General features: G+C 45.8%; 26 protein-coding genes. 17 read left to right on the top strand and 9 right to left on the bottom strand.

Translation table 11 applies throughout. The features are described from left to right. The 4 genes from Q0200_RS09370 to Q0200_RS09355 form a co-directional block, all read left to right on the top strand. The coding region (locus Q0200_RS09370; protein WP_297940631.1) for a ribonucleotide-diphosphate reductase subunit beta at positions 1-807 on the top strand (807 nt) is incomplete at its 5' end. Next, positions 794-1564 carry a carbon-nitrogen hydrolase family protein gene (locus Q0200_RS09365; protein WP_297940630.1) on the top strand — a complete coding sequence of 257 codons (771 nt, stop codon included), beginning with the start codon at positions 794-796 and terminating at the stop codon, positions 1562-1564. The genes Q0200_RS09370 and Q0200_RS09365, both read left to right, overlap by 14 nt. After that, on the top strand, positions 1561-2193 hold the full coding sequence (locus Q0200_RS09360) for a protein-L-isoaspartate(D-aspartate) O-methyltransferase (RefSeq protein ID WP_122867115.1): 633 nt from the start codon (positions 1561-1563) through the stop codon (positions 2191-2193). Before Q0200_RS09365 ends, Q0200_RS09360 begins: the two co-directional genes overlap by 4 nt. A 143-nt stretch (positions 2194-2336) precedes the next feature. Then, positions 2337-2555, top strand: a complete 219-nt coding sequence (locus tag Q0200_RS09355; protein ID WP_002950945.1) for a hypothetical protein — start codon at positions 2337-2339, stop codon at positions 2553-2555. Positions 2556-2889: 334 nt separating this feature from the next. Here the strand turns inward: Q0200_RS09355 and Q0200_RS09350 are convergent, their stop codons facing one another. The 4 genes from Q0200_RS09350 to Q0200_RS09335 form a co-directional block, all read right to left on the bottom strand. Further along, a complete protein-coding gene (locus Q0200_RS09350) occupies positions 2890-4887 on the bottom strand; it encodes a TonB-dependent receptor (RefSeq protein WP_297940629.1) in 1998 nt (665 codons plus the stop codon). Positions 4888-5520: 633 nt separating this feature from the next. Beyond that, complete coding sequence (locus Q0200_RS09345) at positions 5521-5832, bottom strand: hypothetical protein (protein WP_297940626.1); 312 nt, start codon at positions 5830-5832, stop codon at positions 5521-5523. A 52-nt stretch (positions 5833-5884) separates the two neighbouring features. Continuing rightward, complete coding sequence (gene recJ, locus Q0200_RS09340) at positions 5885-7456, bottom strand: single-stranded-DNA-specific exonuclease RecJ (protein WP_297940632.1); 1572 nt, start codon at positions 7454-7456, stop codon at positions 5885-5887. Beyond that, positions 7446-7595: a hypothetical protein gene (locus Q0200_RS09335; protein WP_297940624.1), complete on the bottom strand. Its 150-nt coding sequence runs from the start codon at positions 7593-7595 to the stop codon at positions 7446-7448. Before Q0200_RS09335 ends, recJ begins: the two co-directional genes overlap by 11 nt. Positions 7596-7770: 175 nt before the next feature. Between Q0200_RS09335 and Q0200_RS09330 the strand changes: the two genes are divergently transcribed. From Q0200_RS09330 to Q0200_RS09315, 4 genes are read left to right on the top strand one after another with little or no spacing between them, the layout of a single operon-like run. Then, the gene (locus Q0200_RS09330; protein ID WP_297940622.1) at positions 7771-8883 is read left to right on the top strand and encodes an ABC transporter substrate-binding protein; all 1113 of its coding nucleotides are present in this window, start codon (positions 7771-7773) and stop codon (positions 8881-8883) included. Beyond that, the gene (locus Q0200_RS09325) at positions 8880-9935 is read left to right on the top strand and encodes an iron ABC transporter permease (RefSeq protein WP_009494779.1); all 1056 of its coding nucleotides are present in this window, start codon (positions 8880-8882) and stop codon (positions 9933-9935) included. Before Q0200_RS09330 ends, Q0200_RS09325 begins: the two co-directional genes overlap by 4 nt. Beyond that, positions 9929-10702 (top strand): ABC transporter ATP-binding protein, encoded by a 774-nt coding sequence (locus tag Q0200_RS09320; protein ID WP_297940619.1) that lies wholly within the window; start codon positions 9929-9931, stop codon positions 10700-10702. The genes Q0200_RS09325 and Q0200_RS09320 overlap by 7 nt, the downstream gene beginning before the upstream one ends. Positions 10703-10705: 3 nt before the next feature. Next, positions 10706-11548, top strand: a complete 843-nt coding sequence (locus Q0200_RS09315) for a hypothetical protein (protein ID WP_297940617.1) — start codon at positions 10706-10708, stop codon at positions 11546-11548. A gap of 22 nt (positions 11549-11570) precedes the next feature. Here Q0200_RS09315 and Q0200_RS09310 read toward each other — a convergent pair whose 3' ends face one another. After that, on the bottom strand, positions 11571-13235 hold the full coding sequence (locus Q0200_RS09310; protein ID WP_297940615.1) for a CTP synthase: 1665 nt from the start codon (positions 13233-13235) through the stop codon (positions 11571-11573). Positions 13236-13367: 132 nt separating this feature from the next. Here Q0200_RS09310 and Q0200_RS09305 point away from each other — a divergent pair, with 132 nt between their 5' ends. The 5 genes from Q0200_RS09305 to Q0200_RS09285 all read left to right on the top strand — a co-directional run bounded on the left by Q0200_RS09305 (position 13368) and on the right by Q0200_RS09285 (position 17587). Continuing rightward, complete coding sequence (locus Q0200_RS09305) at positions 13368-13583, top strand: DUF4492 domain-containing protein (protein ID WP_297940613.1); 216 nt, start codon at positions 13368-13370, stop codon at positions 13581-13583. A 1-nt stretch (position 13584) separates the two neighbouring features. Then, entirely contained in the window at positions 13585-15114 is a 1530-nt protein-coding gene (locus Q0200_RS09300) for a cytochrome ubiquinol oxidase subunit I (RefSeq protein ID WP_297940612.1), read from the top strand. After that, positions 15098-16225 carry a cytochrome d ubiquinol oxidase subunit II gene (locus Q0200_RS09295; RefSeq protein WP_297940610.1) on the top strand — a complete coding sequence of 376 codons (1128 nt, stop codon included), beginning with the start codon at positions 15098-15100 and terminating at the stop codon, positions 16223-16225. The genes Q0200_RS09300 and Q0200_RS09295 overlap by 17 nt, the downstream gene beginning before the upstream one ends. 8 nt (positions 16226-16233) lie before the next feature. Next, positions 16234-16362 carry a hypothetical protein gene (locus tag Q0200_RS09290; RefSeq protein WP_002943393.1) on the top strand — a complete coding sequence of 43 codons (129 nt, stop codon included), beginning with the start codon at positions 16234-16236 and terminating at the stop codon, positions 16360-16362. A 79-nt stretch (positions 16363-16441) separates the two neighbouring features. Then, entirely contained in the window at positions 16442-17587 is a 1146-nt protein-coding gene (locus tag Q0200_RS09285) for an iron-containing alcohol dehydrogenase (protein WP_297940608.1), read from the top strand. 53 nt (positions 17588-17640) lie between these two features. Here the strand turns inward: Q0200_RS09285 and Q0200_RS09280 are convergent, their stop codons facing one another. The 3 genes from Q0200_RS09280 to ilvD all read right to left on the bottom strand — a co-directional run bounded on the left by Q0200_RS09280 (position 17641) and on the right by ilvD (position 21230). Beyond that, positions 17641-18129, bottom strand: a complete 489-nt coding sequence (locus Q0200_RS09280; RefSeq protein ID WP_297940606.1) for a hypothetical protein — start codon at positions 18127-18129, stop codon at positions 17641-17643. Positions 18130-18138: 9 nt separating this feature from the next. Continuing rightward, complete coding sequence (locus Q0200_RS09275) at positions 18139-19005, bottom strand: hypothetical protein (RefSeq protein ID WP_297940605.1); 867 nt, start codon at positions 19003-19005, stop codon at positions 18139-18141. 551 nt (positions 19006-19556) lie between these two features. Next, the gene (gene ilvD, locus Q0200_RS09270) at positions 19557-21230 is read right to left on the bottom strand and encodes a dihydroxy-acid dehydratase (protein WP_297940603.1); all 1674 of its coding nucleotides are present in this window, start codon (positions 21228-21230) and stop codon (positions 19557-19559) included. Positions 21231-21338: 108 nt separating this feature from the next. Between ilvD and Q0200_RS09265 the strand changes: the two genes are divergently transcribed. Both Q0200_RS09265 and Q0200_RS09260 read left to right on the top strand, forming a co-directional pair. Next, the gene (locus Q0200_RS09265; protein ID WP_297940601.1) at positions 21339-22790 is read left to right on the top strand and encodes an MBOAT family O-acyltransferase; all 1452 of its coding nucleotides are present in this window, start codon (positions 21339-21341) and stop codon (positions 22788-22790) included. An 8-nt stretch (positions 22791-22798) separates the two neighbouring features. Beyond that, positions 22799-23836 (top strand): hypothetical protein, encoded by a 1038-nt coding sequence (locus Q0200_RS09260; protein ID WP_297940599.1) that lies wholly within the window; start codon positions 22799-22801, stop codon positions 23834-23836. A gap of 269 nt (positions 23837-24105) precedes the next feature. Here Q0200_RS09260 and Q0200_RS09255 read toward each other — a convergent pair whose 3' ends face one another. Next, positions 24106-24924, bottom strand: a complete 819-nt coding sequence (locus Q0200_RS09255; protein WP_297940597.1) for a CsgG/HfaB family protein — start codon at positions 24922-24924, stop codon at positions 24106-24108. A gap of 113 nt (positions 24925-25037) precedes the next feature. On the opposite strand from Q0200_RS09255, the gene Q0200_RS09250 reads away from it, so the two are divergent. Then, the gene (locus Q0200_RS09250) at positions 25038-25448 is read left to right on the top strand and encodes a hypothetical protein (RefSeq protein WP_297940595.1); all 411 of its coding nucleotides are present in this window, start codon (positions 25038-25040) and stop codon (positions 25446-25448) included. 84 nt (positions 25449-25532) lie between these two features. After that, positions 25533-26873 carry an SLC13 family permease gene (locus tag Q0200_RS09245; RefSeq protein ID WP_297940593.1) on the top strand — a complete coding sequence of 447 codons (1341 nt, stop codon included), beginning with the start codon at positions 25533-25535 and terminating at the stop codon, positions 26871-26873. Positions 26874-26995: the final 122 nt, after the last annotated feature.

The raw sequence follows: 26995 nt of genomic DNA, 5'->3' as shown, positions 1-26995 counted from the left end.
GAAAAGCGCATGTACGATCTGGTTTGGAGCCAGCTCATCTCGATGGATAGCTTCCAGACGAACAACCTAGCCGACAACATCAACCCATACATCACCGCGCCCGAGATCAACGCCTGCCTGGCGCGCCAAGCCTACGAGGAGGCCAACCACTCCAAGTCCTACGCCGTCATGGTCGAGGCCATCTGCGACAACACCGACCTGATCTACGAGATGGAAAAGCACGACGAGGTTTTGCGCGAGAAAAACGACTACATCTCAAGCGTTTACGAGGAGCTAGCAGGCGAAGTAACGGACGAAAAGCTACTGCTAGCCATGGTGGCAAATCAAATTTTAGAGGGTATTTATTTTTACAGCGGTTTTACGGCGATCTACGCTCTGGCGCGTGCGGGCAAGATGCTAGGCAGCGCGCAGATGATCCGCTTTATCCAGCGCGACGAGATCACGCATCTGCTGCTATTTCAAAACATGATAAACAGCGTCCGCACCGAGCGCCCCGATCTTTTAACGCCCCAAACCGAGGCAAAAATTTACGATATGTTCGAGCGCGCGGGCGAGCTTGAGATCAAATGGGGCAAATATATCACGCAAAACCAGATCATGGGCTTTACCGACGACATCATCGAACAGTACATCCGCTACCTCATCGATCAGCGCCTAGTCGCCATCGGTCTAAAGCGCCGCTACAACGTTCCTCATCCGATCAAATGGGTCGATGATTTTGCTAAATTTAACGACCAAAAGTCAAATTTCTTTGAGGCAAAAGTGACAAACTATAGCAAGGGAAGCATCAGCTTTGACGACTTTTAGTCCAAATTTATGCCCTATCGTCCTAACTGCGCCGACCTGCCGGCAAAGACAAGACGAACTGCTAGAAAAAATCGCCGCCGCGCCCGAAAATTCGGTTATCCTAGCTAGCGAGCTGTGCGTGAGCGGGTATGATTTCGATGGATTTTTTAGCGGCGCAAACCGCGCGATGCTAGGCGGCTCTATCGGCAGCTTTGACGCTATACTTTTTGAAGCTCTGCAAGAAGCGCTAAGCCCTGATAAATTTCTCGGGCTCACGCACCTAACAAGCCTAAACCGCGCCAAAGGACTCGCACAAATTTCAATCACGCAGGCGCAAAGAAACGAAATTTACAACGAATTTATCCTGCTAAACAGCCAAAACGTCTTTTACACGCAAAACAAATCAAAGCTTTTTCGCCCGAATTTAGAGCACGAAATTTTTGCTGCGGGAGACGAGTCGGCGATAAAGCCTTTTGATTTTAAAGGGCTAAAAATCGGCGTTCTCATTTGCTTTGAGCTTAGATTTGCCCATCTTTGGCAGCAGCTAAAGGGCTGCGACGTCATCCTAGTACCCGCCATGTGGGGCAAGGCGCGCGAGGACGCATATCTTACGCTTTGCAAAGCTCTAGCGCTTGCTAATAGCTGCTACGTCGTGGCCGCAAGTTCGCTTGATTTAGAGTTTTCGGGCGTATTTTTGCCAGGCGGAGAATTTGCGCAAGAGGCTAAATTTGATGCAAATTTGATCCTTGAAACCAAACGAAATTTGGGGATTTTATGACCGCTCTTGAAAAATCAAAATGCACAAACATGGCCGATGAAATCGGCGATATACTCACTCTGACGCCCTCGCTTTACAAGGCTCTTTGCGACACTCCGCGCGAGATCTTTGCGCCCGTCACTCGCCACGCATACAGCCTAGACGCCCAGCCCATCGGCGGCAATCAATGGATCAGCTCGCCTCTAACGGTAGCCAAAATGACGCTAGCGCTCGAAGCCGAAGATATCGACAACGCCCTAGAGATCGGCTGCGGTAGCGGCTATCAGGCGGCGATTTTATCGCATTTGGCGCACAGGGTTTTTAGCGTCGAGCGCATCGAAAAGCTCGCAAACGAAGCCAAAAAACGCTTTGAGGCGCTTAAAATCCACAACGTCCACGTGCGATTTGACGACGGAAACGTCGGCTGGAAAAGCTACGCGCCATACGACAGGATCTTGCTTTCAGCGGCTGCACAGCAGGTACCACAGACGCTTTTTAATCAGTTAAAAAACGGCGGTATTTTAGTAGCCCCTATCAAAAAAGACGGCAAACAATTTATCGTCAAATTTACAAAGGACGCTCGCGGCGAGATAACGCAAAAAGCGCTTGACGAGTGCTTATTCGTACCGCTTTTGGGCGGGATAGAGTAGCGCGGACCATCAAATTTGACGCCGTTACTTTACGAGCGCCGCCTTTAAATTTAACTACGCAAACTCGTTTATCACGCAAATTTAGTCATACGTTAAACCTAAAACTGTATAATCACCGCACAAATTCTTAACAAGGAGCTAAAATGGCAACAGATCGCGAGTTGGTTAATTTCTCAGAGGAACACGAGCTAAATACGGTGCTAGCAAGACACGGCAAGGCTCAAAGCATCGCAAACCGCGAGGTGCTTTGCGAGCTCGGTAAAGAGTGCAAGGAAAAACTAGGTAAAAGAGTACTAACGCAAGATGAATTTGACGAGTTTTTAAAACCGGTTTTAAATCGCTTGGAGAATAAAAGAGCTTAAATTTCGGGGGACTTTCCCCGAAATTTCTTTCCAAATTTCCCGCTTTTCCAAATATGTCTGCTGTTCTCTCTTTTTCAAATTTACATCCGCGTCGTCGTTTGTAGCCGTCAATTTTAGACTATTTTGCGATAAGTATCGCGCGGCAAGCTTGCCTCGTTTAAATTTGACTTCAAATTTAAACGCCAAACAACAAAAACGTACTCAAATTTACAAACCCAAAAACCGACAAGAGCCATAAAAGCCTGGCGCGGCAAATTTGACGTTAGTATAAATTCGGAGCGGTTTAAAACAAAGCATAAAGCCAAAACCGCGCCGAATTTAACCGAGCTACGCCCTAAAAATGCACTTTAAATTTCGCCCAAAAGCTTCTGCCCGGCTCATAAAGCCTCGTGCCGTTCGGGATAGTCTCGTAGCCTGCGATACCGCCGCCGTAGCCGCCTTTTGAGTTATGATAGGCGTATTTGGCGTCGTTTAGGTTTTCCGCCGCTAGCAAGAATTGATAATTTTTGTATTTGTAGCCCGCGCTTAGCCCCAGCGTCCAAAAGCTATCGCTCTTACCCAGGTCCATGCCACCCACGTCGCCGTAGCCTTTTTGCGCGCGGTTTTGCGACGCGTTAGCGTAGAAGTCGGCTTTGACGAACCAGTCGGGCTTTTCTAAGCCGGCGCTTAGCTTAAACGCTAGAGGTGAAACCTTAGGCAGTGCATCGCCGTCTTTTAGGCCGCCCGCGTTTTTAGTCACCTTGCCGTATACGTAGGATACTCCCGCCCCTAGCCTAAACATATCGTCTAGCAGCGTAGTGCCCTCTATCTCGCCGCCGTATAGCAGGGCGTCGGTATTAAACGCATCTGAGGACATGCCCATAGGATTATATTTTAGCATGATATAATCATCCATCTTTGAGACGAAGAAATTTGCGTTTAGTTCGTAGTTTTGATCTTTTAGCACGGCGCCAAAATCCAGCTGAGTATTTCTTTCTTTACGTAGTTCTAAGTTCGCGTCCTTGTTTGTTTCCCAGTGATCGGGCAGTCTTTGTGCATGCCCTAGACCTGCGTAGAGAGTTAAATTTTGTAGATATTTTTCATATCTGAAAAAACCGGAGATTAAATTTTCTTTCCTGCTCTTATGCGTTTTTAACAGTTTTCTCTCGCCCGCATCGAGCCTAAGTCCGCCAAAAAGCCCGTAGTTGTTTTCAAGGACGTATTCGTTTTGAGTGTAGATCGTTTTATACGTTACCTTGCGCTCTTTTACGTGCGGCTTTGATACGGCTGCGTCCATTTGGGCCTTTGTTACGCCGGCTCCGCCCGTTCCAGCGCCTCTCCACTTAAATACATCCTCAGAGTACCCAGCGCCAAGATAGCTTGTTAGATTGTCGAAATTTAGCTCGCCTTCTAGTTTAAAGCCGTACATATCGCGTATCGGGTGGCTGATGCTGTATCCCTTGCCGCGTCCCGTGCCCGGCACCACCGGACGCATGGTGAAGTTGTCCATTATATGGTCGATCTGATGATAGTACGAACTTAGCCTGATCTTGTGCTCGCCGACGTCTTGTTCAAATTTGAGCCCGAAAGATTTACGGTCAAACTGCACGCCGTCCCTCATCCTGTCCGCATACGCCGCTTCGCCCTCGCCCAGATCCGCGCTTAGCTGTAAGGCAGTAGTTTCCGTGGGCGTTAGTGTGCCCACGAGTGAGACGCTATTGCGTTTATAGTGCGTATGCATTTTCTGCCCGCCGCCGCTTTTATAATCGCCGCTTTCATAGTGTCCGCCCGAGACCTCTAGGCTACCCAGCTCGTTACCCGCCGCTACGTCCGCAGTAGTCTCAAATCGCTTGAAACTACCGCCCAGCACGCTTACGTTTCCTCCAAAGCTCGGTTTTGATAGCCTTGCTATCTCTCTATCGAAAAATATACCGCCGCTAATGAGCGCACCATATCTGACGTCTTGCGGACCTTTTACGATGCGAACCGAGCTGTAGTTTTGCGCCGAGATGTAGGTGATGGGCGTATCCATTCGCATGCCGCAGCCGCCGTTTAGCGTGCTACCGTCGATCAGCACCGGCAGCCTAGCCGCCGTCTGTGAACGATAATAAACCTCGCTGCCGCCTCCGCCCTTACGCTCCATCGTAAAGCCGTTCAAATTTGAAAGCGATTTGGCGATGTCGCTGTTTTCCAGTATCGCGCCCTTGCCGACTATTTGCGCATTAGTTGGCTCGTCGAGGGCTGATTTTTGCATTTTTGACGAGACGGTAACGGGACTCAGGCTTATCGCCTCCTCGGCGCTAAGCATCAAATTTGACGCCATGGCCAGCGCCAAAACGTAAGAAATTTTCATTTTCGCTCCTGCAAAATTAATATTTAATATTGAAATTGAAGCAAAAATAAACTTAAATAAAGAACGAATATTTATGTAATGTTAATTATTTTGTGTGAAACTTAGCTCAAACCCTGATATTTCGGTCGCTTGCGTCAAGTGTGTAGAAAAGTAACTTTAACGGATTAGAATTATAAATTTAAGTAATCTCGGTTTCATCAAATTTGAGCTTAACGAAACCGAGGTTAAATTTACAAAATCTCTTTTACTAGCAGCTGCGGCGTAACCAGTCCGCGAAACGAGTTTTTCGATACCGAAAAAACGAGGTCTATGCTCTCGCCGGCATGCGGCTCGCGAGTATCTCGCAAACCGCGCTCTTGCCGCTGCCGATACTGCCCGTGACGACGATTGCGTGTTTAAATTGCGGCATTTTGCTTTTAAATTCGATATAAAACTAGAACCGAGTCGCATCTTAAATAAGACGGCACATATCAAAAATAAATTTTCACAAGACTCTAAAATTGACTCATAGATTTTAAAATTTCGTGTTTTATCCGCGAGAAATTGCCGTTTTGCGGTGCGATTTGAAAATTTATCGCATGACTTTGCCGAATTTAAGCGCAAATTTAAATGCTAATATTAAATTAAATTTATTTAGCGCATTCTTCTTGAAAAAAATCGTTTATGGCGAGAATGCTTGTATACTTCTACTTCTCTACAGTTTACCTTTTTCATTGCCTCTCTTATCGAGTCTGGCGTACCTTCTCTGAGTGCTGCTAGCATGACTTCGGGCGGCTGTTCTTCGCAGACTATCTTTTTCTCTTTATGAATAAACGTGCTAATGATATATAAGATAACGGCGACGATAGCGATAAACGTATAAAATAAAATCTTTTCGATTACTGACTGGCTAAAAATAGTTTTCTTTTTGCTAGATTTATCTTTTATTTGTTTAGATTTAGCCATAAAATTCCTGCCGAAAAATCTCTAAATTTAATCCAAGCAAAACTAGCCGAATTCACGATATCTCTTTTACCAGCAGCTGCGGCGTAACGAGTCCTCGAAACGAGTTTTTCGATACCGAAAAAACGAGGTCAATACTCTCGCCCGCATGCGGCTCGCGAGTGAAGTTAAAAAACAGCGCCTCGAGGCATTTGCCGTCTTTTTGCAGGATGAGCTTTAGGTGATTTTGCTCCCTGCCGATTAGTTTTTTGTTTTTGACGACGGCAGATTTGATCTCAAAGAGCGGGCGCGGATTTTTCTGTCCGTAGGGCTCGAAATGCTCCAAAATTTCAAGTAGCTCGAAGTCCACTTCGCCCGCCTCTATCTCACCCAAAGGCTCGTCAAACGCGCTAAATTCATGCAGGTCCATCAGCATGCACGAGCTATTTATCGCCGCCTTAAACGCTTCTAAATTCGCCGGATCTATCACGATGCCGGCAGCTCCCTTGTGCCCGCCGTAGCCCACGAGCAAATTTTCGTGGCTAGCGATGAGCGAGAGGATGTCTAGCTTGCCCACGCTTCTAGCGCTACCTTTGGCGCGGTTTTCGTCAATGCTAAAGACGATGGCGGGCTTTTTAAACTGCTTTGCTAGACGCGATGCGACGATACCGATGACGCCCTCGTGCCAGCCCCTGCCCCAAGTCACGATGATGTGTTCGTCCTCGCGCACGTCCTTTAACGAGCACTCAAAAAGCGTGCGCTCCTCCTCCTTGCGAGAGTTGTTAAAGCTTACGATGGTGTCGAGGCATTCGCAGGCGCGGTCTAAGTTTTTGGCGCGCAAAAACTCAAAAGATACGCTCGCATCGTCCATGCGGCCCGATGAGTTGATAAGCGGCGCGATGAGAAAGCTGATGTCGTCGCACTCAAATTTATCCTTGCCGTATAGCTGCTTTATCGCGGTAAACGCAGGCCTGCGCGAGCTGTTTAGACGGTTTACGCCAAGCTTAACCAGGATGCGGTTTAAGTCGCGAAGCTCCATCATATCGGCTATTATCGCGATAGCGAGGAGGTCTAGAAATTTACCCATATCGTAGTTGATGCGGCACACGTCTTTTAGCGCGCCCACTAGATACCACGCAACCTGAGCGCCGCAAATTTCGACGTTTGGGAAAGGGCAATCCTTTTGCTTTGGGTTGATGATCGCGTAGGCCTCGGGCAGGACGTCTGGGGGCATGTGGTGATCGGTGATGATGAGATCGATGCCCTTTTGCTTGCAAATTTGAGCCGCGTCGTTTGCCGAGATGCCGTTATCTACGGTCACGATGAGGCCTGCGTCTGCGATCTCCTCGACGATTTGCGGATTTAGCCCATATCCGTCGCTAAAGCGATTTGGGATACGCACGAAATACTCGCTAACACCCAAATCATCGAAAAACTCGGCCATTATGACGCTGGCGATCACGCCGTCCACGTCGTAGTCGCCAACAACGACTATCTTTTCGTTTCGCTCGATCGCGCGTTTTATGCGCTCGGCACCCTTAAATACATCCTTTAACGCATCAGGCGTAGGAATTTCTGAAAGTTTTTTGTGAATGTCATTTTCAAATCTTTGATTCAGTAATTCCTTTATTTTTTCCTTATTTAACATTGTTTTGACGGGCTTTTGCGTAAGCCTCGCGCTCAATCGCCGCCTTGCCACCGTTTTTGCCTAAATTTCCGCTCGTCTCTGGGGTTAAATTTACCCACGCCACGCCGCGAAAAAGGCTAAATTTTGGTTTAAATTTCATCTTTTTCCTTCTTTTTTATTTTCTAATGCGCAAATTATAGCTTTTTGAAATTTAATTTCTTATAATTTTAAACGAGTCGAAATTATATTTGAAATGATATTAATTACTATATTTAAACCTAGGTTAAGATGCATTTTTGTATTATTGCGTTCTCATTTCAACAAAAAGGAACGATATGAAAAGAACTTTTTTAAAAGCGCTGTTGGTGCTTTTTGCGGTATTTTCAGCAACCCAAGCGGCGGCCGAAACTAAGATCATAAAAGACGTCTTGGGTCGCGAGGTAAAGGTAAATTTGCCCGTTAAACGCATAGCCTTAGGTTTTTACTACACCGACTTTTTAGCCGTCGGCGGCACTAAGGCTTTAGATAAAGTCGTGGGTTTTTCAAAAGAGGTTTGGACAGACTGGACGCCTGCTAGTTGGGATCTATATAGCAAAGCTCTACCGCAGCTAAATAAGCTTGCGGACTTCGGCGAGGTAGAGGTTGGTACGTTCTCGGTAGAAAAAGTTATCTCTCTAAAACCCGATTTGCTAATACTCGCATCTTGGCAGTATAACGTGCTAGAACCTGATTTAAAGCCCCTAACCGATCTAAATATCCCGATAGTCGTGCTTGATTATAACCGCGAGAAGGTTGAGCTTCACATAAAAAGCACTAAAATTTTAGGCGAAATTTTAGGCGAGGAAAAAAGAGCGGACGAGATCTCTAAACTATACGAAGACACCGTAAAAGAAGTGGGCGACCGAATCGCAAAAGCAAATTTGCCTAAACCTAAAATTTACATAGAATTCGGCCGCGGCGGTCCTGAAGACACGGGGATAACCTACGGTAAAGATATGTGGGGTTCGCTGATAGATTTAGCCGGCGGAGATAATATCGCAGCCGATCTAGTCGAGCAGTGGGCGCCCATCAACGCCGAGCAAGTCATAGCCGCAAAACCCGACGTTATAATGATAACAGGCCGCGAAACCGAACTAAAAAAAGAACCGACTGCGATGGTGATGGGCATAAACATAGATAAAGCCGAGGCGCTAAAAAGACTGGACGGATTTAAAAAACGCGTCGGTTGGTCAGAGCTTCCGGCTATCAAAAATAACCGCCTATACGGCCTATATATGGGCGCGTCAAGAACGCTTGCGGATATGGCGATGGTGCAATATATCGCAAAAGCTTTGTATCCGCAGTTATTTAAAGACGTAGATCCGATAAAGACTTACGTTGATTTTCATAAAAAGTACTTGCCTGTCGTTCCCGTCGGAACTATAGCCATCCAAGCGGACGAAAAATGAATAAAATAAGCTCCGAAGAGGTCGTAAAAGCTCATAGAAAGCGCGAATTTAAACGCTTAATCATCATCTTGAGCTTTATAGCCGTGGGTCTTGTCTCGATGGTGTTTGATATCGGTACCGGGCCTGCGATGCTCTCGCCAAGAGAAGTCGTAGATACGCTTTTACAGCCGATTTTAGGCGGCGAGCAGGATAAATTTTTATACCACATCGTTTACGATATCAGGCTTCCCGTAGCGCTTATGGCTTTAGTCGTAGGCGCGGCTTTGGGAGCGGGCGGCGCAGAGATACAGACGCTTTTAAACAACCCGATGGCAAGCCCCTACACGCTGGGGCTTGCCGCGGCGGCGGGATTTGGCGCATCGCTGGTGATGGCGTTTGGTTCGTTTGGGCTGCCTCAAATTTACGCCGTGCCTATCGGTGCGTTTATCATGACGATGTTAGCGGCGTCTATACTGTTTTTGTTTTCGATGATGAGGCGATTTGGGTCGGCTACTTTAGTTTTAGTCGGTATCGCGCTTTTGTTTTTGTTTCAGTCCATGCTCTCTTTGGTGCAGTTTTTGTCTGCGCCCGAGATTTCGCAGGCGATTTTATTTTGGCTGTTCGGTAGCCTCCAAAAGGCTAAATGGAGTACGCTGGCAGTCGCTACGGTCGTAACGGTCGTATGCATCTCGCTACTGATGCTAAATACTTGGGCGCTAACGGCTTTGAAACTGGGCGAAGAGCGAGCCAAAAGCATGGGCGTAAATTTATCCGCCCTTAGGATTAAAATTTTGCTTATAGTTTCGGTTATGACGGCTACGGTAATTAGCTTCGTCGGCGTTATAGGCTTTATCGGTCTGGTCGCTCCGCATATCGCTAGAAATTTAGTCGGCGAGGATCAGAGATTTTTCCTGCCTACTACTATCTTCGTCGGCGCAGCGTTTTTGTCGATAGCTTCGGTACTTTCTAAGGTTATAAATCCGGGCGGACTCTTTCCGGTCGGCATCATCACGGCGTTTGTGGGCGTGCCGTTTTTCTTCTGGATCATCCTCTCAAGGAAAAACGTATGCTAGAGCTTAAGAATTTAACGATATACCGCGGCTCGCTTTGCACGGCAGATGCCGTAAACGCTAGCTTTGAAGAAGGCAAAGTTTACTCCGTACTAGGGCCTAACGGCGCAGGCAAAACTACGCTCATAAGCGCGATTTTCGGCGAGATGGGCTATGAGGGCGAGATTAAATTCGGCGAAGAGAGGTTAAATTTCAAAAACCATTTCTCGTGGAAAAAGAAAATCGGCTACATGCCCCAAGATAGCTACGTAGACGCGAGTTTAACGGCTCTTGAGGTCGTTTTGCTAGGGCTTATGGATAGTCTCGGGCTTTATCTAAAAGACGAGCAAATAAACTCGGCCGTAGAGATAATGAAAAAACTAGGGATTTTACATCTAGCCGGTCGCGACGTGATGCAGCTCTCAGGCGGTCAGCGCCAGATTGTGATGTTTGCCTCCGTGCTTATCAAAAAGCCTAAAATTTTACTTTTGGACGAGCCTGTTTCGGCTCTTGATATGCACCATCAATGCGTGCTTTTGGACTGCGTTAGGAAATTTACGCGCGAGCACGGTATAACTACCGTTATGATACTGCACGATTTATCGCTAGCGTCGCAGTTTAGCGACGAGGTGTTGCTACTAAGCGACGGCAAGATAAAAGCCAAGGGCGAAGCTAAAAAAACCATAACTAAAGAGCTAATACAAGAGCTTTATAAAGTAAACGTGGATATTTTTTACGACGATGCCGGCGTACCAGCCGTAGTCGCAAAGTCAGCGTTTGGAGTAGAGTAGCGCGTGAGGATTTTTATTTTAAGTTGCCTTGCTTACGCAAAGGGCAACGAGGACTTGCGAAATTTAAGCCACGCTTTCAGCGACGGCGGCGCACAGTGCGAGATAGTGCCGTGGCAAAATTTAGATGTCGGTTCGCTAGACGAAGATTCTTTGATTTTGCCGCTTGCGGCTTGGGATTACAGCCTAGACGCGGCTAAATTTTTATCGTTTTTGAGCGAGCTTGAAAAAAGCGGAGCGAAGATAATAAACGGCGCCGAGATCGTGCGCTGGAATTTATCGAAAAAATACCTCTTAGAACTTGAAGCTTTAGGACTTCCCGCGATCCCTAGCACGCTTTTAAACGGTGATGAAAATATAGAAGAGCTAAGGCGAATTTGCCCGGGCGGCGTGATAAAACCGCTCGTCGGACAGAGCGGCAACGGCGTAGCTAAAATCGACGAAATATCAAATTTAAGCGAATATAAAAACGGAGCTTTGCTTCAGCCTTTTATCGAAGAGATCGCCGTTAGCGGCGAAATTTGCTTGATATTTTTAGGCGGCGTTTTTTCTCACGCCGTACGCCGCTCGCCTGCTAGCGAGGATTATAGGGCAAACTCGAATTTCGGCGTTAAGATTAGCTCGGTAGAGCCGACTGCAGCCTTTCTAAACGTCGCGCGAGACGTTTTAGCTAGGCTTGCCTTTAATCCCGTCTACGCAAGGATAGATCTAATCGGCGCAAAAGATAAAATTTTAATCAACGAAGTCGAGCTTATCGAGCCTAGCCTTTATTTTAGCTACGGCAAAAACTCTACCGAAAAATTCGTAAAAGTAATCCTAGATAAATTTGTCGCGGAAAAGAAAATTTAGAGCCGATCGGCTCTAAATTTGATTATTTCGGGTTTCCTAAGCTAGCTTTGATAAAGCCCAAAACTACGGGATTTGGGTTTGTTAAGCGGCTGGTAAATTCCGGATGAAACTGCACGCCGACGAACCACGGATGCGAGTTTTTAGCGCCCGCTGCAGGCGAGCTAAGCTCGACTGCCTCAATCAGCCCGTCGCTCTCGCCGCTAACTATCAGGCCGTTTGCTTCAAATTCGGCTCTGTATTTCGGATTTGCCTCGTAGCGGTGGCGATGGCGTTCTTTGACGCATTTGGCGCCGCCGTAGATTTGGCTTAGCAGCGAGCCGGGCTTCACGTCGCAAGTATACGCGCCAAGCCTCATCGTGCCGCCGACCGGGCTTTGGTGCGTGCGGATCTGCGTTTGACCGTGCGCGTCGATGAAACTATCGATGAGATAGATGATAGGATTTACGCACTCGGGCTTAAATTCGACCGAATTTGCGTCCTCGAGCTTTAGCACGTTGCGGGCAAACTCGATGAGCGCTAGCTGCATGCCTAGGCAGATGCCAAGATACGGCACGCTGTTTTCGCGGGCGTATTTTATCGCCTCGATCTTGCCGCTCACGCCGCGCTCGCCAAAGCCTCCAGCAACTAACACGCCGCCCACGTCTTTTAGTAACTCCTCGACGTTTGATGGCTCGATCTTCTCGCTATCTATCCACTTTAAATTTACCCTCGCGTCAAGGCTCGCGCCTGCGTGGATGATACTCTCGGTCAGACTCTTGTAGCTCTCTTTGAGATCGACGTATTTGCCCACAAATGCTATCGTGGTCTCTTTCGTCGGCGCGATGATACGCTTAACTAGGCTGTCCCAGTTGCGCATATCAAGCTTTAATTCGCCCAAATTTAAAATTTCGGCGATCGGAGTCAAAATATCTTGGTTATAAAACGCGAGCGGCACCTGATATATGCTGGCCGAGTCGATACTCTCGATGACGCAGTTGCGCTCTACGCCGCAGCTGGCGGCTATTTTATCCTTTAGCTCGCGGTTTAGCGGCTGCTCGGCGCGACAGATGATCATATCGGGGCTAATGCCGATACGGCGCAGCTCGCCGACGCTGTGCTGGGTAGGCTTGGTTTTTAGCTCGCCAGCGACTTTTATAAACGGCACGAGCGTTAGGTGGATATTCATCGCGCGTTTGCGGCCGACCTCGATGCGAAGGGCGCGGATAGCCTCCAAAAACGGCAAACCCTCGATATCGCCTACCGTGCCGCCGATTTCAACGATCAGTATGTCGCGACCCTCTCCCGCCTTTTTGATGCGATCGACGATCTCGCCCACGATGTGCGGGATGACTTGGATAGTTTTGCCCAGATAGTCGCCTCTGCGCTCTTTTTCGATGACGGAGCTATAAACGCGGCCGGTGGTGAAGTTATTATCCTGGCTTAGGCTCTCGTCTAAAAATCTCTCATAGTGTCCGAGATCCAGATCAGTCTCCGCGCCGTCGTCGGTGACGAAAACCTCGCCGTGCTCGAGCGGACTCATGGTGCCGGGATCTACGTTGATGTAGGGATCTGCCTTTAGAATGCTTACTTTTAAGCCCGTGTTTTTAAGAAGCGTGGCGATAGAAGCCGCCGCGATGCCCTTACCCAGCGAGCTTAGCACGCCGCCCGTTATGAAAATATACTTTGTTTCGTTTGGATTTTTTTGCATATCGCGCCTTTTAAATTTTTAGCGAGATTATACCTTATTTAAAATTTATAAACGCTTGAGAGCATAAATAATTTTATAAAATCAAAACTTTAAAATGATATTTTAAGTTAAATTTCTGTAATATGTTAAGTTATGATTAAAAAATATATTAAAAACATCTCGTCTTTGTATGTCGACGGTTTTAGGAACATGAAGCTCGGAAAGAGCCTGTGGCTCGTGATAGCTATCAAGCTACTTATAATGTTCGGAATTTTAAAAGTATTTATCTTTGATGAAAGTTTAAATTCAAAATTTGAGAGCGACGAGGCTAAGGCCGACTTTGTAATCTCAAATTTGACAAAGGAATAAAATGTCTGAAATCGCTTCGGTCGATTGGTCGCGCGCGCAGTTTGCGCTCACCGCGATTTACCACTTTTTGTTTGTTCCGCTCACGCTGGGACTTAGTTTTATCATCGCCATTATGGAGAGCATCTACGTCAAAACCGGCAGCGAGCAGTGGCTAAAAATCACCAAATTTTGGCTCAAACTCTTCGGTATAAACTTCGCTATCGGCGTAGCTACCGGTATCATAATGGAATTTGAGTTCGGCACCAACTGGGCGAACTACAGCTGGTTTGTCGGTGACATCTTCGGCGCGCCGCTAGCTATCGAGGGCTTGCTCGCGTTTTTTATGGAGGCGACGTTTTTTGCCGTTATGTTTTTTGGCTGGGATAAGGTTAGCAAGAAATTCCACCTCATCTCGACCTGGCTTGTGGCTATCGGTTCAAATTTAAGCGCGCTTTGGATCCTCATCGCAAACGGTTGGATGCAGTATCCGGTGGGTATGAAATTTAACCCCGCGACGGCTAGAATGGAAATGGAAAATTTCTTCGAGGTAGCGCTTAGCCCCGTCGGCATAATCAAATTTTTACACACCGTAACTAGCGGCTACGTCGCTAGCGCGCTTTTCGTGATAGGAATTTCAGCGTGGTTTATCCTAAAAGGACGCCACCTGATCATGGCTAAAAAATCCATCATCGTAGCGGGAAGTTTTGGCCTCGTTACGTCGCTGTTTTTGATGTTTAGCGGCGACGAGAGCGCATATCAGGTCGCGCGCACTCAGCCGATGAAACTAGCCGCCATGGAAGGCCTTTATAAGGGCGAAACAAACGCCGGCCTAGTCGCGATGGGCGTGCTAGATCCGTCTAAAAAAGTAGGCGACGACAAAGATCCGTTCTTACTCGAGATAAAATTTCCTTACGCGCTCGGAGTTATGGCCACGAGAGGGTTTAACAACTTTACGCCCGGCATCGACGACCTAGTGCACGGCAATGAAACTCACAGCATAGAAGGCGTCGCAAGCAAGATGGCCAAAGGCTCGTTAGCCGTTAGCGCGCTAACAACCTATAACGCCGCTAAAAAATCAGGCGATAAAGCCGCGATGGAGCAAGCCGAACAAACTCTAGCTCAAAATATGAAATTTCTAGGCTACGGCTATCTTGAAAAACCTGCCGACGCCGTGCCGCCCGTTGGCCTAACGTTTTATAGCTTCCACGTGATGGTTGCGCTTGGCACTTACTTTTTAGCGCTATTTTTCGTCGTGCTTTATCTTTGCATGGCGAACAATATCGAAAATTTCAAAAAGTTGCTTTGGATCTGCGTATTTACGATACCGCTTGGCTACGTAGCCATCGAGGCGGGCTGGATAGTAGCCGAAGTCGGTCGTCAGCCGTGGGTCGTGCAAGACCTGATGACGGTTGGCGTGGGGGCGACGAATTTAGCCGACACCAACGTCAAAATTTCGTTCTGGCTATTTGCCGTTTTATTTACGGCGCTTTTGATAGCCGAGATAAAAATCATGCTAAAACAGATAAAAATAGGATTTGAAAACCATGCTTAGTTTAGAATTTTTACAAATTTACTGGTGGTGCGTAGTTAGCTTGCTAGGCGGTTTGCTAGTGTTTATGATGTTCGTTCAGGGCGGGCAGACGCTGCTTTTCGGGCTTTGCAAAAACGAGCTGCAAAAGGACATGGTGATAAATTCTATCGGACGCAAATGGGAGCTTACTTTTACTACGCTCGTAATGTTTGGCGGCGCGTGCTTTGCGGCGTTTCCGCTGTTTTACGCGACAAGCTTCGGCGGGGCGTACTGGGTGTGGCTGGCGATTTTGTTTTGCTTTATCCTCCAAGCCGTGAGCTACGAGTACCGCAAAAAACCGGATAACTTCCTAGGTCAAAAAACCTATGAAATTTTTCTTTTCATAAACGGCTCTTTAGGCGTTATTTTAATCGGTATGGCGGTTAGCACGTTTTTTTCGGGTAGCGACTTTTTACTAAACGAGCACAACTTCGTACAGTGGCGCACGCCGTTTCGCGGTCTTGAAGCGCTGGGCAACATCATGCTCTATCCGCTAGGCATCGCGATGTTTTTCCTAGCTCGCGTGGGCGGAGCGCTATACCTCATCAACAACATCGACGATGCCGAGATCAGAGCCAACGCCAGAAAAGCGGTGCTAAAAAATACTATTTTCTTTTTGCCGTTCTTTTTGATCTTCATCGCTTGGATATTTACCAAAGCCGGTTTTGCCTACGACGAGAGCGGCGTAGTGAGCTTAGTTGGCTTTAAATACGCTCTAAATTTACTCCAGATGCCGCTTGTTGCAGCGATGATAGTTATAGGCGTCGGACTCGTGCTTTTTGGTATATTTAAGGGCGCGTTTACGACCAGTATCTACGGCGTAGTGCCTTACGGCGTTGGCGTAGTGCTAACGGTTACTGGGCTATTTTTGATAGCAGGCCTTGCAGATACGGCGTTTTATCCGTCGTTTTCAAATTTACAAAGCTCGCTAACTATCAAAAACGCAAGCTCTAGCCACTACACGCTAAACGTAATGTTTTACGTAAGCTTTTTGGTACCCGTAGTTTTGGGCTATATCGTCGCGGTCTGGCGCGCGATGGATAGCAAAAAGATCACCGCAAGCGAGATAGAGCGCGATCATCACGCGTATTAAGGATAAAAATGATAGAAGCGATAGTTTTTCTTTTTCTTTGGGTTTTGGCGCTTTTTGGCGGATATAAATTCGTCCATTTTAACATCAAGCACGTCGAGAAAAACGACGACAAATACTTTGGAAATTTGCGCGAATAAGCGCTGATCCGTAAATCTCGTTCTACTTAAATTTTAGCTTTTGTCGCTATAATGAGGCTAAAATTTTAAGGAGAACGAGATGTTTGACTTCACTTTTCACAACCCCGTAAAAATCGAATTTGGCAGAGGTAAAGAGCGAAATATCGGGCTTTATATGCGCGAATTTGACGCTAAAAGAACCCTACTGATCTACGGTAGCGACCGCATCAAAAAAGACGGACTCTTTGACACAGTAGCAGCGAGCCTAAAAGAAAACGGCATCGAGTTTATAGAGCTTGGCGGCGTAGTTAGCAACCCAGTGCTAAGCAAAGTTTACGAAGGCATCGAGCTAGCTAGAAAATTTAACGCCGACAGCGTACTAAGCGTAGGCGGGGGCTCCTGTCTAGATAGCGCCAAAGCCATCGCCGCAGGCGCGCTATATGAGGGCGACGTGTGGGACTTTTTCACGGGCAAGGATCCGAGCCGCGCGCTAAAAATCTTTGACATCATAACTCTTGCGGCGACGGGCAGCGAGATGAACTCGGGCGCAGTCGTGACAAACGAAGCTACAAAACAAAAATTCGCCATCCACGGCGACGTCCTATATCCGCTAGTCTCGGTCGTAAACCCGCAACTACAAGCAAGCGTTAGCCGCGAGTATCTAGTCTACTCCGCCGCAGATATCATCGCGCACAGCATCGAGGGATACTTCACCGCGAGCGTACAGCCTAGCATCATCAACCTCTACATCGAAGCCAACATCAAAACCGTGATGAAAACGACTGAAATTTTACTAGCTGGTCCCGACAACTACGATGCTAGAGCCGAGTTTGCCTGGGCGGCGACGATGGCGCTAAACGGTCTAACCTACGTCGGCACGCACGGCTACTCCTACCCAAACCACATGCTAGAACACGCCATGAGCGCGGTCGTAAACTGCGCGCACGGAGCGGGTCTAGCAGTCATAATGCCTGCGTGGATGAAGTGGTATAAGAGCCGAAATTTAAGCGCATTCGAGCGTTTTGCGCGGGAGATTTTCGGCGCAAGCTCAGCCGATGAAGGCATCACAGCATTTAAAACGTGGCTTAGCAAGATCGGAGCCCCGGTTAGTCTAAAATCCGTCGGCATAGAGGGCGAAACGCTAGAGGAAGTCGTAAATTTAGCCTACGACTACGCGGTAAACTGGCGCAAAGACAAGCTCTACACGAAGGAAAATATCAAAGAGATTTTTGAGCTGGCGAAGTGAATTTGAATTGCATGCTAACCTTGATATTAAAAATTTGTAATTAATTTTTATTTTTATAAATCTTTATATGCAATTAAAAATAAGTTGACTAAATTTCTAATAATAACAAGTAAAATATGGATTGTAAAAAATAAATCAATTATAAAAGCAACTGTATTCTCTATATTAAAAGCCACACATATTGCGCCAAAGATTAAAATAAAAAAACCAATTAAAATACAGTAAAATAAATTTGATAGTATCAACTTAAATAACGTCATTGGTCTTTTTAAAAAATCGAATTTATCTATACTGGTTTTTCTGCTTTTTTCTATACTTTTTAAATTTGAAGTTAGCAATATTGAGATTGCAGCTATCGTAAATCCAACCAAAACAGATATAAGCGTCATAGACGAATTTAGAAATTTATCTAGCTTGCAATCTTTACCAAAAAGAGGCAATAAGAGTGATATGGATAAGGGAATATAAACCTCATAAACCCTTATGCCTGATTTTAAATTTTTAAAATACTCTATTATTACTATAAAAAATTCTCTATACATGGCATAAAACTACATATCTATAATTTGATCTTGTAACCTAGAAAAAATATGTTCACTATTTACAACTCCTGTTTCACTGTCTATTTCAGTATTAAATGAAGCAGTTTTTTTAAAATTAGAAAAATCTAATGCTCGCTTACCATTTTCATCATAACCATCTATTTTAATATTTCTTATGGTTTGATTAACCCCTATTATACCATTACACATTCTTTGGACTAAACTCTTTATACTTCTTCTACGTTTCGCTCTAAATTCTATTGTTTCTTTGTCTAAATTTTCAATATCATTAGCTGTAAAGTCGAAAAATTCAGTACCATTATATTCAATATTTTTGTATAAAGTAATTTTATTTACTTTTAACAAGTTGTTTAATTCGTCCATAAAATTATCTTGCATAATTATTTTATAATTCATGGTTCCGTCATATTCCAAAGCCAGTCTATCGAGCATAATTTGTAAATAATTAAACATTCTATAAAAAGAAACACCCAATCTTCTTTCTTCTACAACCGCTATTATACTATTATTTGAAACCTTGAAAATAACATGCGTTTTTTCGCATTCACCCTCTGTATACTCTTTAGGATTATCCCTCTCATTTAAATCGCTTTCATTTATTAACATTGGTCTATGATGTATCTTTGCAGATTTAAACACACACTTAAAAAACTTTATTTCATTCTCTATAGATATACTACAGCTATCTAAAAAATAAAATTTATTGTCGTCTATAGAAATCTTTCTACCTATATTTGCAACCGACATCAAATTATTTAGAAAAAGCTCAAATTGATTTTCATTAAAAGCTACTATTGCGCCATTATTTTGAAAATCTATAGAATAAAATCCGACTTTTCTTGTGCTTTGGCTCATATTTTTACCTCGTGAATTCATTAATTTCTGATTGTAATACTTTTTATCTTAAATTAATATTTATGTCCTCAAAAACTATTTTGCCGCTCACGTTTATCACTAATTTTTGCTGACTTTGTGCTTACGTACAGTATTTTATTTATCATTTAATCATAGATTGATTATCTTGTCGACATCGATATCAATAATGCTTCCACTTAGCAGCAATCCCATTTAAACCTTGGTCACTTCCTAAGTTGTTGCATATCCAGCACTTGGCCACTAATCATGACAAGCTAATTAATAAAATAGTACTAAGTGGACCTTAAGCTCAGACAAGTGACATAAATTTGCACAAATTTAATCTCAAACTTAATGAAAAACAGCCTCAAAAGTAAACAATTATCTGCCCCAATTATATAACGACGACTCATATATTGCGGCGCTAAGAATTAGAGATACCTAGCCGACGTTAAATTTGAGGCTTTTACCAAAAAACGGCGCGAAAATTTAGCAAAAACCGCCACAAGTTTGCTCAAATTTGCGGCGGCATATTTAAAATTTAAGGCGCTTTACGCCTCCAAAATCGCTCCGTTGCTTGCGTTCGTTACCAGCTTGCGATACATTCGTAGCCAGCGATACGGCAACGGTTTTTCAAGCGGTTTAAATTTAGCCCTGCGCGTAGCGATCTCGGCTTCACTTAGGCGCACGTTGATCGCGTATGTATCCACGTCAATGTCGATGATGTCGCCGTCTTGCAGCAGTCCGATCATACCGCCCTCGGCAGCTTCGGGGCTCACGTGCCCGACGCTTAGTCCTCTCGTAGCGCCGCTAAACCTGCCGTCCGTGATGAGAGCTACGTCCGCGCCCAGCCCACGCCCCATGATGAGCGATGTCGGGCTTAGCATCTCCTGCATGCCCGGGCCTCCGCGCGGCCCTTCGTAGCGGATGACGACCACGTCGCCTTTGTTTACCTTGCCGCTTGAGATCCCCTCTATCGCCTCGTCTTGGCTGTTAAAGCAGACCGCCTTGCCGCTAAATTTGCGCTCGCCGATGATGCCAGCGGTCTTGATGACGCAGCCCTGCTCGGCTAAATTTCCAAACAAAACCGCCAGCCCGCCGACCTGCGAGTAGGCATTTTCGACCTTGCGGATGACGGATTCGTCTTTTATGACGCTAGCTCCGACGCGCTCGGTTAGGCTTTCGCCGCTTATCGTTAGCGCATCTAGCCCCAGCAGCCCGTTATCGCGGCGCGAAATTTCATTTATCACGGCGCTTAGGCCGCCCGCACGGTCGATGTCCTCCATATGCACGTTTGGCAGACTCGGGCTGATTTTGGCGATGTGCGCGATCTTGCGGCTGATCTCGTTGAGCCCTGCGATCTGTAAATTTACCCCCGCTTCGCGCGCGATAGCTAGGATATGCAGCACGGTGTTGCTGCTGCCGCCCATCGCCATATCGACTACCAGGGCGTTTTGGATCGATTTTTCGTTCACGATGTTGCGGATTTTGTATTTTTCATCGAGCGCGATTTGGCAAATTCGTCGCCCCGCCTCGCGGATAAGCTCCTCACGCTCAGGCGTAAGAGCTGGCACGGTGCCGTTGCCTTTTAGCGCGATACCCATCGCTTCGCACAGCGTATTCATCGAGTTTGCCGTAAACATCCCCGAGCAGCTGCCCCCGCTCGGACAGGCGGCGCACTCAATCTCTTTTAGCTCCTCGGCGCTGATCTCTTTGGTTTCAAATTTACCCACCGCCTCAAACGCAGTCGCAAGGTCGATAGGCTCGCCCCTTTTGGTGTAGCCCTTTTTCATCGGGCCGCCGCTAACAAAAACCGTCGGCACGTTCACGCGAAGCGCGCCCATCACCATGCCGGGCACGATTTTATCGCAGTTTGGCATACATACGAGGGCGTCTAAGGCGTGCGCGTTCATCACCGTTTCTATGGAGTTTGCGATCAGCTCGCGGCTAGGCAGGCTATAAAGCATCCCGCTGTGTCCCATCGCTATGCCGTCGTCCACGCCGATGCAGTTAAACTCAAAGGGCACGCAGCCGTTTTTGCGGATCTCGTCTTTTAAAATTTCGGAGTATTTGTTGAGGAAAAAGTGCCCCGGGATGATCTCGATGAAGCTGTTTGCTACGCCGATGAAGGGTTTTTCAAAGTCCTCGTCCTTTAGCCCGGTCGCTCTTAGCAAGCTTCTGTGCGGCGCGCGCGTATAGCCTTTTTTGATGATGTCGCTTCTCAAATTTGATCCTTTTAGTGGAATTTGGGCGATTTTATCGAATTTAGCTTTAAAAAGCTTAATTTAAATCAAATTTGAGTATATTTAAACTCTTTTAAAATAAGGGTAAAAATGCTTTTTAACTCATTTGCGTTTATAGTTTTTTTCTTACCGATTACCTTTGGAGTTTATTTTGTTTTAAATAAACTCAAATTCGTTCAACTCAGTATCTTTTGGCTCACGGTCGCTTCGCTATTTTTTTATGGATATTGGAATTTTATTTATATCCCGCTTATTTTAGGTTCGATTACGTTTAACTTCTACGTCGGTCATCTACTTTGCGCCCACCCCTCCCGCAAAAAACTTATTTTATGGGCGGGCGTCGCGGCAAATTTAGCCCTACTGGCCTACTACAAATACACCGACTTTTTGATAGAAAATTTTAACGGAATTTTTGGCGCCGACGTACCGCTTCACCACGTTATTTTACCTCTTGGCATCAGCTTTTTTACATTTACGCAAATAGCGTTTCTAGTAGACTGCTATCACGAAAAAGTAAAAGAGCCCAGCTTCCTTCGCTACGCTCTTTTCGTGACATATTTTCCACATCTTTTAGCTGGTCCTATCATCCACCACGCCGAGATGATGCCGCAGTTTGCAAATTTACGTTTAAAGCGCATAAACTATAAAAATTTAAGTATCGGACTTTTTTTATTTTCGATCGGACTTTTTAAAAAGGTCGTAGTGGCAGATTTTTTCGCTAGGTTTGCCCTTCACGGTTTTGACGTGTATACGACTCTTAGCATGAGCGAGGCATGGATCACGAGCCTTAGCTACACTTTTCAGCTATATTTTGACTTTAGCGGTTACACCGATATGGCGATCGGCATTTCATATATGTTTAACATTGTTCTACCGTTAAATTTTAACTCCCCTTACAAAGCTCTAAACATCCAAGACTTTTGGCACAGATGGCATATGACGCTTTCGAGATTTTTACGCGACTACATCTACATCCCGCTAGGCGGTAACCGCAGAGGCGAATACCGTACCTACGCCAACGTTTTTGCGGTATTTTTGCTAGGCGGACTTTGGCACGGGGCTGGTTGGATGTTTATCATCTGGGGCGCGCTACACGGGTTTGCGATGATGATTTGCAGATTTTACGGCGCGCATTTTCGCCCGATGAATAAATTTTTAGCTTGGTTTATAACGTTTAATTTTATAAATATCACTTGGATATTTTTCCGCGCCAGAGACTTAGATAGCGCGATGAAAGTGCTAAAAGGCATGTTTGATTTTAGCTCGGTTAAGATAAATTTTAACTACTTAGAGTACATAAGTAACTCTCTGGGATACAATCAAATAAATTTTATGGAAACGCCGCAAATAGCCATGGGTACGTTTTGCGCTATTATGGGTATTACGCTTTTGGTTACGGTTTTTGGGCGAAACTCGAACGAAATGGCCGCTAGAGCAAAATTTGGCTTTCTTACCGCGCTGTTTACGGCATTTTTGCTTGCTTTGGTTTTTGCGATTAACTCCGGTGCGCAGGAGTCGCCGTTCTTGTATTTTAACTTTTAGGATTAAATTTGAAAAAATATAAAATTTTTCTTTTGACGCTTCCTATTTTGACGCTAGTTATGATCGCGTTTTATATGGCGTTTGCTATGTTTCTCATCAGGGTTTCGTCGGCTCATCACTACGCGTATAAAAACTACCTCATCTCAAACACGACCGAACAAAACCGTATCATCGTCGAAAGCGGCTCAAACTCCTATCACGGTATCAACTCCCAGATGCTTGAAAAGCACTTTGGCAAGCTGGTTATAAATTTAGCCGATCACGGCGGCTATCCGCTACGCCACAGACTCTACCGAGCGGCCAAGCTAGCGCATAAAGGAGATATTTTTATCCTGCCTTTGGAGTACAGGTACTACATCAACGATGTTCCGCCCGATACTTATTATTACGGACTTTTTTTTGAGATTCACCATTTTTACGACTATTTGCCGTTTTTTGAAAAGCTAAAAACTATATCGCAAATCCCGTTTCAAGCATTTATAAACGCGGCGATAAGAGACTATAAAGAAATAGCGGCGTTTGAGATAAATTTCGATAACTTTATCAACAAAAAGCCTCAAGCCGTGCACGATTTTTCGCCGGATTTTAAAAACGGCGAACGCGGCGACTACAAATACATCGGCAAAGTAGAAGAAGCCAAAGACACGCAGATGGCGTGCCAAAAATACATATTTTTCACCGATTTTTCAGGCGGTAAAATCGGCATAAGCGATATTTTCAAAGAAAATTTAAATTTTATGAAAAAGCTTGAACGCGAAAAAGGGATTAAATTTATCTTTACCTACCCTGCCGTCGCGGGCGATGATTGCTACGACCTAAACTACCCGCAGGCTGCGGATAATCAAAAATTTCTAAAAGAAGTAAAAAAGCTCATCGAAGATAACGGCTTTGAGATGATCGGCGATTATAAAGATAGCTATTTCCCGCGTAAATTTCTGCACGATACGTGGTTTCATCTAGTGCCCGAGGCCAGAGATATGCGCACGCAAAAGCTAATCGAAAATCTCGAAAAGTCAAAATACGCAAAAGAGCTACACGCGAAGTAAATTTAATATTTGCTAGCGAGCGTAAATTTGAGTTTTTGGTTTATGTCTAGATCAAATTTGAGTAATTTTTACTCACCGCTATAATTTTTCGAACTAGAATTTAAAGTAAATTTAACGCAGGTCTTTTTAAATAGGAAACCCAAATTTGACATAGAAAAATATGTAAATTTGAACCCGAAAGCTCAAATTTAAACGCAAAGTAGAGAGATTACCTTGCGCTTATAAAAGGCTAGAGCGATTCTGGTCAATCTAGCCTAACGAAGATAAAATTAATCCGCTACTTTCATCGTGCCACCCGCGCCCAAACCGCCTTTTACGGTTTGCATTTTGTAGTTTCTGACGGCTTCTATTAGGTTATTCATCGAGTCGGTGAAGGCTGCTACTATGACTTTGCCCTCAGGCGTGTTGGCGTAGGCCCCAAGTCCTCCGCCTACCTTACTACCAAATAAGCCTCCAAGTCCTGCAAAGTCCGTGTTTCTAGCGCTTCCCTCAGCTGCCGCTAACTGTACGCCAGAGCGGTTTTCGATGAGAGTTAGCATCGTACTGGCATCACTCGTGCTAAATCCACCGGCTACCGCGCCGGCTACGCCGCCAAAAAATGCGCCGACTACGCCACCGATACCGCTAGTATCGCTTGCGCTAAAAGTTATCGAAGGCGTTAAAGTGTAGTCTGCGGCAACCATCTGACCTTTTTTAAAATTTGAAGTCTTTCTAAGTTCGCCCGACTGCATCAAGGCGCGCTCTTCCATCATTTGGTTAAATGCCTTACCACGCTCGACGACGACAAAGCAGTTTGATTGTTGCGCTAAAAGCCTAAGAACCGGAACGGTGGAAGGAAGCCTATAATCTCTTGTAAGTACGGTATACCAGTCAGAATCTCTATCTTCGTAAATCACCATGGTGCCTAAAGATTGAGAACATTTTTGAAGTTGAGCGTTTGCGTTTTGAGAATTTGAACCGCCTGCAGAGCCCGTAGCAGTCGTTTTGGCGCTGCTTGAGCCCATATTCATCGACGACATACAACCCGTCAAAAGAAAAGGCAAAGCCAAAGCCGCAATCTTCGACGCGCCAAAAAACGATTTTATCATTACTTACTCCTTGAAAAAATTTCGAGAGATTGTATTATATTTGCGCTAAAAATTTACTTTACTTTAAATTTTATATTATAAAATGATTAAAAATTAACTAGAAAGGATTTTTCATGAAGAAGTTTGCTTTAATAGGTCTTATCGTTGCTCTTTTTATAAACTTTGCAGACGCTTACGACAGATATTCAAACGAATCTTTAATTATCGTACCAAACGGAAAAGCTTATAATAAAAAACGCTGCAAAGATGGATATTGCAAAGATATGCTTTCAAATTCCGACGTTATTTTGATGCTAGACGGCCGTTACGACGATGGATACGGAAGAAACTATAAAAGAAAAGATTACCGCAGGGAAATCACCGATCAATACATGAGACAAAACGGTATCGGCAGATATGACGGATACGATGACGGAGATAGGGGTTATAATAGAGGTTATAATGACGGATACGATGACGGATATAACGACCGAGACGACGAATACTATAATAACAAGCCGAGACTAGGCATCCGCGTTAGATAAATTTGACGCCCGTTCGCCGCTAGTCGTCAAATTTGACCGGCGGCGAAATTTGATTTACGAATTTTATTTATAAAAAGGAAAATAATGCTAACCAACCCCGTCGTGATCAGTATCCTCGTGATGACTGCGCTTTGTTTGCTGCGATTTAACATCCTGCTTTCTATCCTCGTCTCCGCCCTAGTCGCGGGTCTCATCTATCACGGCGGATTTGCCGGCGTAGGGGCGTTTTTTGATGCGCTAACGGCCACCACATCGACGCTGATAACCGGCATGAAGGGCAACCTAGAAACCTCGCTCAGCTACATCCTGCTCGGCGCTCTCGCAGCCGCGATAGCCAACACAAACCTAACCGCGATCCTCATAAACGCCGTTAGCAAGGCGTTAGCAAAAACTAGAACCTATTTTGCTCTGATAATCGCCGCAATCGCGTGCCTCTCGCAAAATTTGATCCCGGTTCACATCGCTTTCATCCCGATTCTCATCCCGCCGCTTTTGCCGCTGATGAACCGCCTAGGCATCGACCGCCGAGCCGTCGCGTGCGCGCTAACTTTTGGACTAAAGGCGCCGTACGTGAGCCTTAGCGTGGGCTTTGGACTTATTTTTCACGGCATCATCAAAAAAGAACTCGCAAACAACGGCGTAAATGTACAGATGAGCCAGATCTCGGACGTGATGTGGATAGGCGGAGCCTCGATGCTAGTCGGACTCTTTTTGGCGGTTTTCGTCTTTTACCGCAAAAGACGCGACTACGCTCACACCAAATTTGAAACGAGCGAAGAGCAAGAGGCGCAGATGGCCGCAAGCCTAGAAATGACTAAAAAAGAGTGGGCGGTGCTAGGCGGCGCGGTAGTGGCGTTTGGAGTGCAAATTTATACCGAAAGTATGCCGCTTGGCGCGCTTTTAGGGCTGCTAGTTATGGTGGTTTTCGGCGGTATCGAGTACCGAAAAATTGACAAAATCATGGACAGCGGCCTAGCGATGATGGGCTTTATCGCATTTATCATGCTCGTTGCCGCGGGCTTTGGCTCGGTTTTACGCGAGAGCGGCGGTATCGAGCAGCTGGTGAGCTTTGCTAGCGCAGTCGCCGGCGGCAAAATGGGCGGCGCGATACTTATGCTAGCTATCGGCTTGCTCGTTACTATGGGTATCGGCACGAGCTTTGGCACGATACCGATCATCGCGGCGATCTACGTGCCGTTTTCGCTATCGCTCGGTTTTTCTCCGGCGGCTATCATCCTGCTAGTAGGTATCGCGGCAGCTCTGGGCGATGCGGGCAGTCCCGCTAGCGATAGCACGCTAGGGCCTACGAGCGGTCTAAACGCCGACGGCCAGCACAATCACATATACGATACGTGCGTGCCGACGTTTATATTCTTTAATATACCGCTACTAATCGGCGGCGTTATCGGAGCGATGATTCTCTAAATTTGGCGGCTCGTCTTTTTCCGCTATACGGCGTTGAAATTTAAATTTTAAGCTCGGCAGACTATATGTCTAGCCTACGCTTAAAATTTAAATTCCGCCTTGTCTAGCGAAAAAATACTTCA

It is taken from the genome of uncultured Campylobacter sp., from assembly GCF_938045225.1.
GTDB lineage: Bacteria > Campylobacterota > Campylobacteria > Campylobacterales > Campylobacteraceae > Campylobacter_A.
Note: the sequence above shows the minus strand (reverse complement) of the source record. Positions and strands in the feature narration are given on the sequence as shown.

What these genes read in the sequence shown, in the direction of transcription:
- Q0200_RS09360 (WP_122867115.1), top strand. Translation starts at nt 1,561, where the DNA reads ATGACCGCTCTTGAAAAATCAAAATGCACAAACATGGCCGATGAAATC.
- Q0200_RS09355 (WP_002950945.1), top strand. Translation starts at nt 2,337, where the DNA reads ATGGCAACAGATCGCGAGTTGGTTAATTTCTCAGAGGAACACGAGCTA.
- Q0200_RS09350 (WP_297940629.1), bottom strand. Translation starts at nt 4,887, where the DNA reads ATGAAAATTTCTTACGTTTTGGCGCTGGCCATGGCGTCAAATTTGATG.
- Q0200_RS09345 (WP_297940626.1), bottom strand. Translation starts at nt 5,832, where the DNA reads ATGGCTAAATCTAAACAAATAAAAGATAAATCTAGCAAAAAGAAAACT.
- recJ (WP_297940632.1), bottom strand. Translation starts at nt 7,456, where the DNA reads ATGTTAAATAAGGAAAAAATAAAGGAATTACTGAATCAAAGATTTGAA.
- Q0200_RS09335 (WP_297940624.1), bottom strand. Translation starts at nt 7,595, where the DNA reads ATGAAATTTAAACCAAAATTTAGCCTTTTTCGCGGCGTGGCGTGGGTA.
- Q0200_RS09330 (WP_297940622.1), top strand. Translation starts at nt 7,771, where the DNA reads ATGAAAAGAACTTTTTTAAAAGCGCTGTTGGTGCTTTTTGCGGTATTT.
- Q0200_RS09325 (WP_009494779.1), top strand. Translation starts at nt 8,880, where the DNA reads ATGAATAAAATAAGCTCCGAAGAGGTCGTAAAAGCTCATAGAAAGCGC.
- Q0200_RS09320 (WP_297940619.1), top strand. Translation starts at nt 9,929, where the DNA reads ATGCTAGAGCTTAAGAATTTAACGATATACCGCGGCTCGCTTTGCACG.
- Q0200_RS09310 (WP_297940615.1), bottom strand. Translation starts at nt 13,235, where the DNA reads ATGCAAAAAAATCCAAACGAAACAAAGTATATTTTCATAACGGGCGGC.
- Q0200_RS09305 (WP_297940613.1), top strand. Translation starts at nt 13,368, where the DNA reads ATGATTAAAAAATATATTAAAAACATCTCGTCTTTGTATGTCGACGGT.
- Q0200_RS09300 (WP_297940612.1), top strand. Translation starts at nt 13,585, where the DNA reads ATGTCTGAAATCGCTTCGGTCGATTGGTCGCGCGCGCAGTTTGCGCTC.
- Q0200_RS09290 (WP_002943393.1), top strand. Translation starts at nt 16,234, where the DNA reads ATGATAGAAGCGATAGTTTTTCTTTTTCTTTGGGTTTTGGCGCTTTTT.
- Q0200_RS09285 (WP_297940608.1), top strand. Translation starts at nt 16,442, where the DNA reads ATGTTTGACTTCACTTTTCACAACCCCGTAAAAATCGAATTTGGCAGA.
- Q0200_RS09280 (WP_297940606.1), bottom strand. Translation starts at nt 18,129, where the DNA reads ATGTATAGAGAATTTTTTATAGTAATAATAGAGTATTTTAAAAATTTA.
- Q0200_RS09275 (WP_297940605.1), bottom strand. Translation starts at nt 19,005, where the DNA reads ATGAGCCAAAGCACAAGAAAAGTCGGATTTTATTCTATAGATTTTCAA.
- Q0200_RS09265 (WP_297940601.1), top strand. Translation starts at nt 21,339, where the DNA reads ATGCTTTTTAACTCATTTGCGTTTATAGTTTTTTTCTTACCGATTACC.
- Q0200_RS09255 (WP_297940597.1), bottom strand. Translation starts at nt 24,924, where the DNA reads ATGATAAAATCGTTTTTTGGCGCGTCGAAGATTGCGGCTTTGGCTTTG.
- Q0200_RS09250 (WP_297940595.1), top strand. Translation starts at nt 25,038, where the DNA reads ATGAAGAAGTTTGCTTTAATAGGTCTTATCGTTGCTCTTTTTATAAAC.
- Q0200_RS09245 (WP_297940593.1), top strand. Translation starts at nt 25,533, where the DNA reads ATGCTAACCAACCCCGTCGTGATCAGTATCCTCGTGATGACTGCGCTT.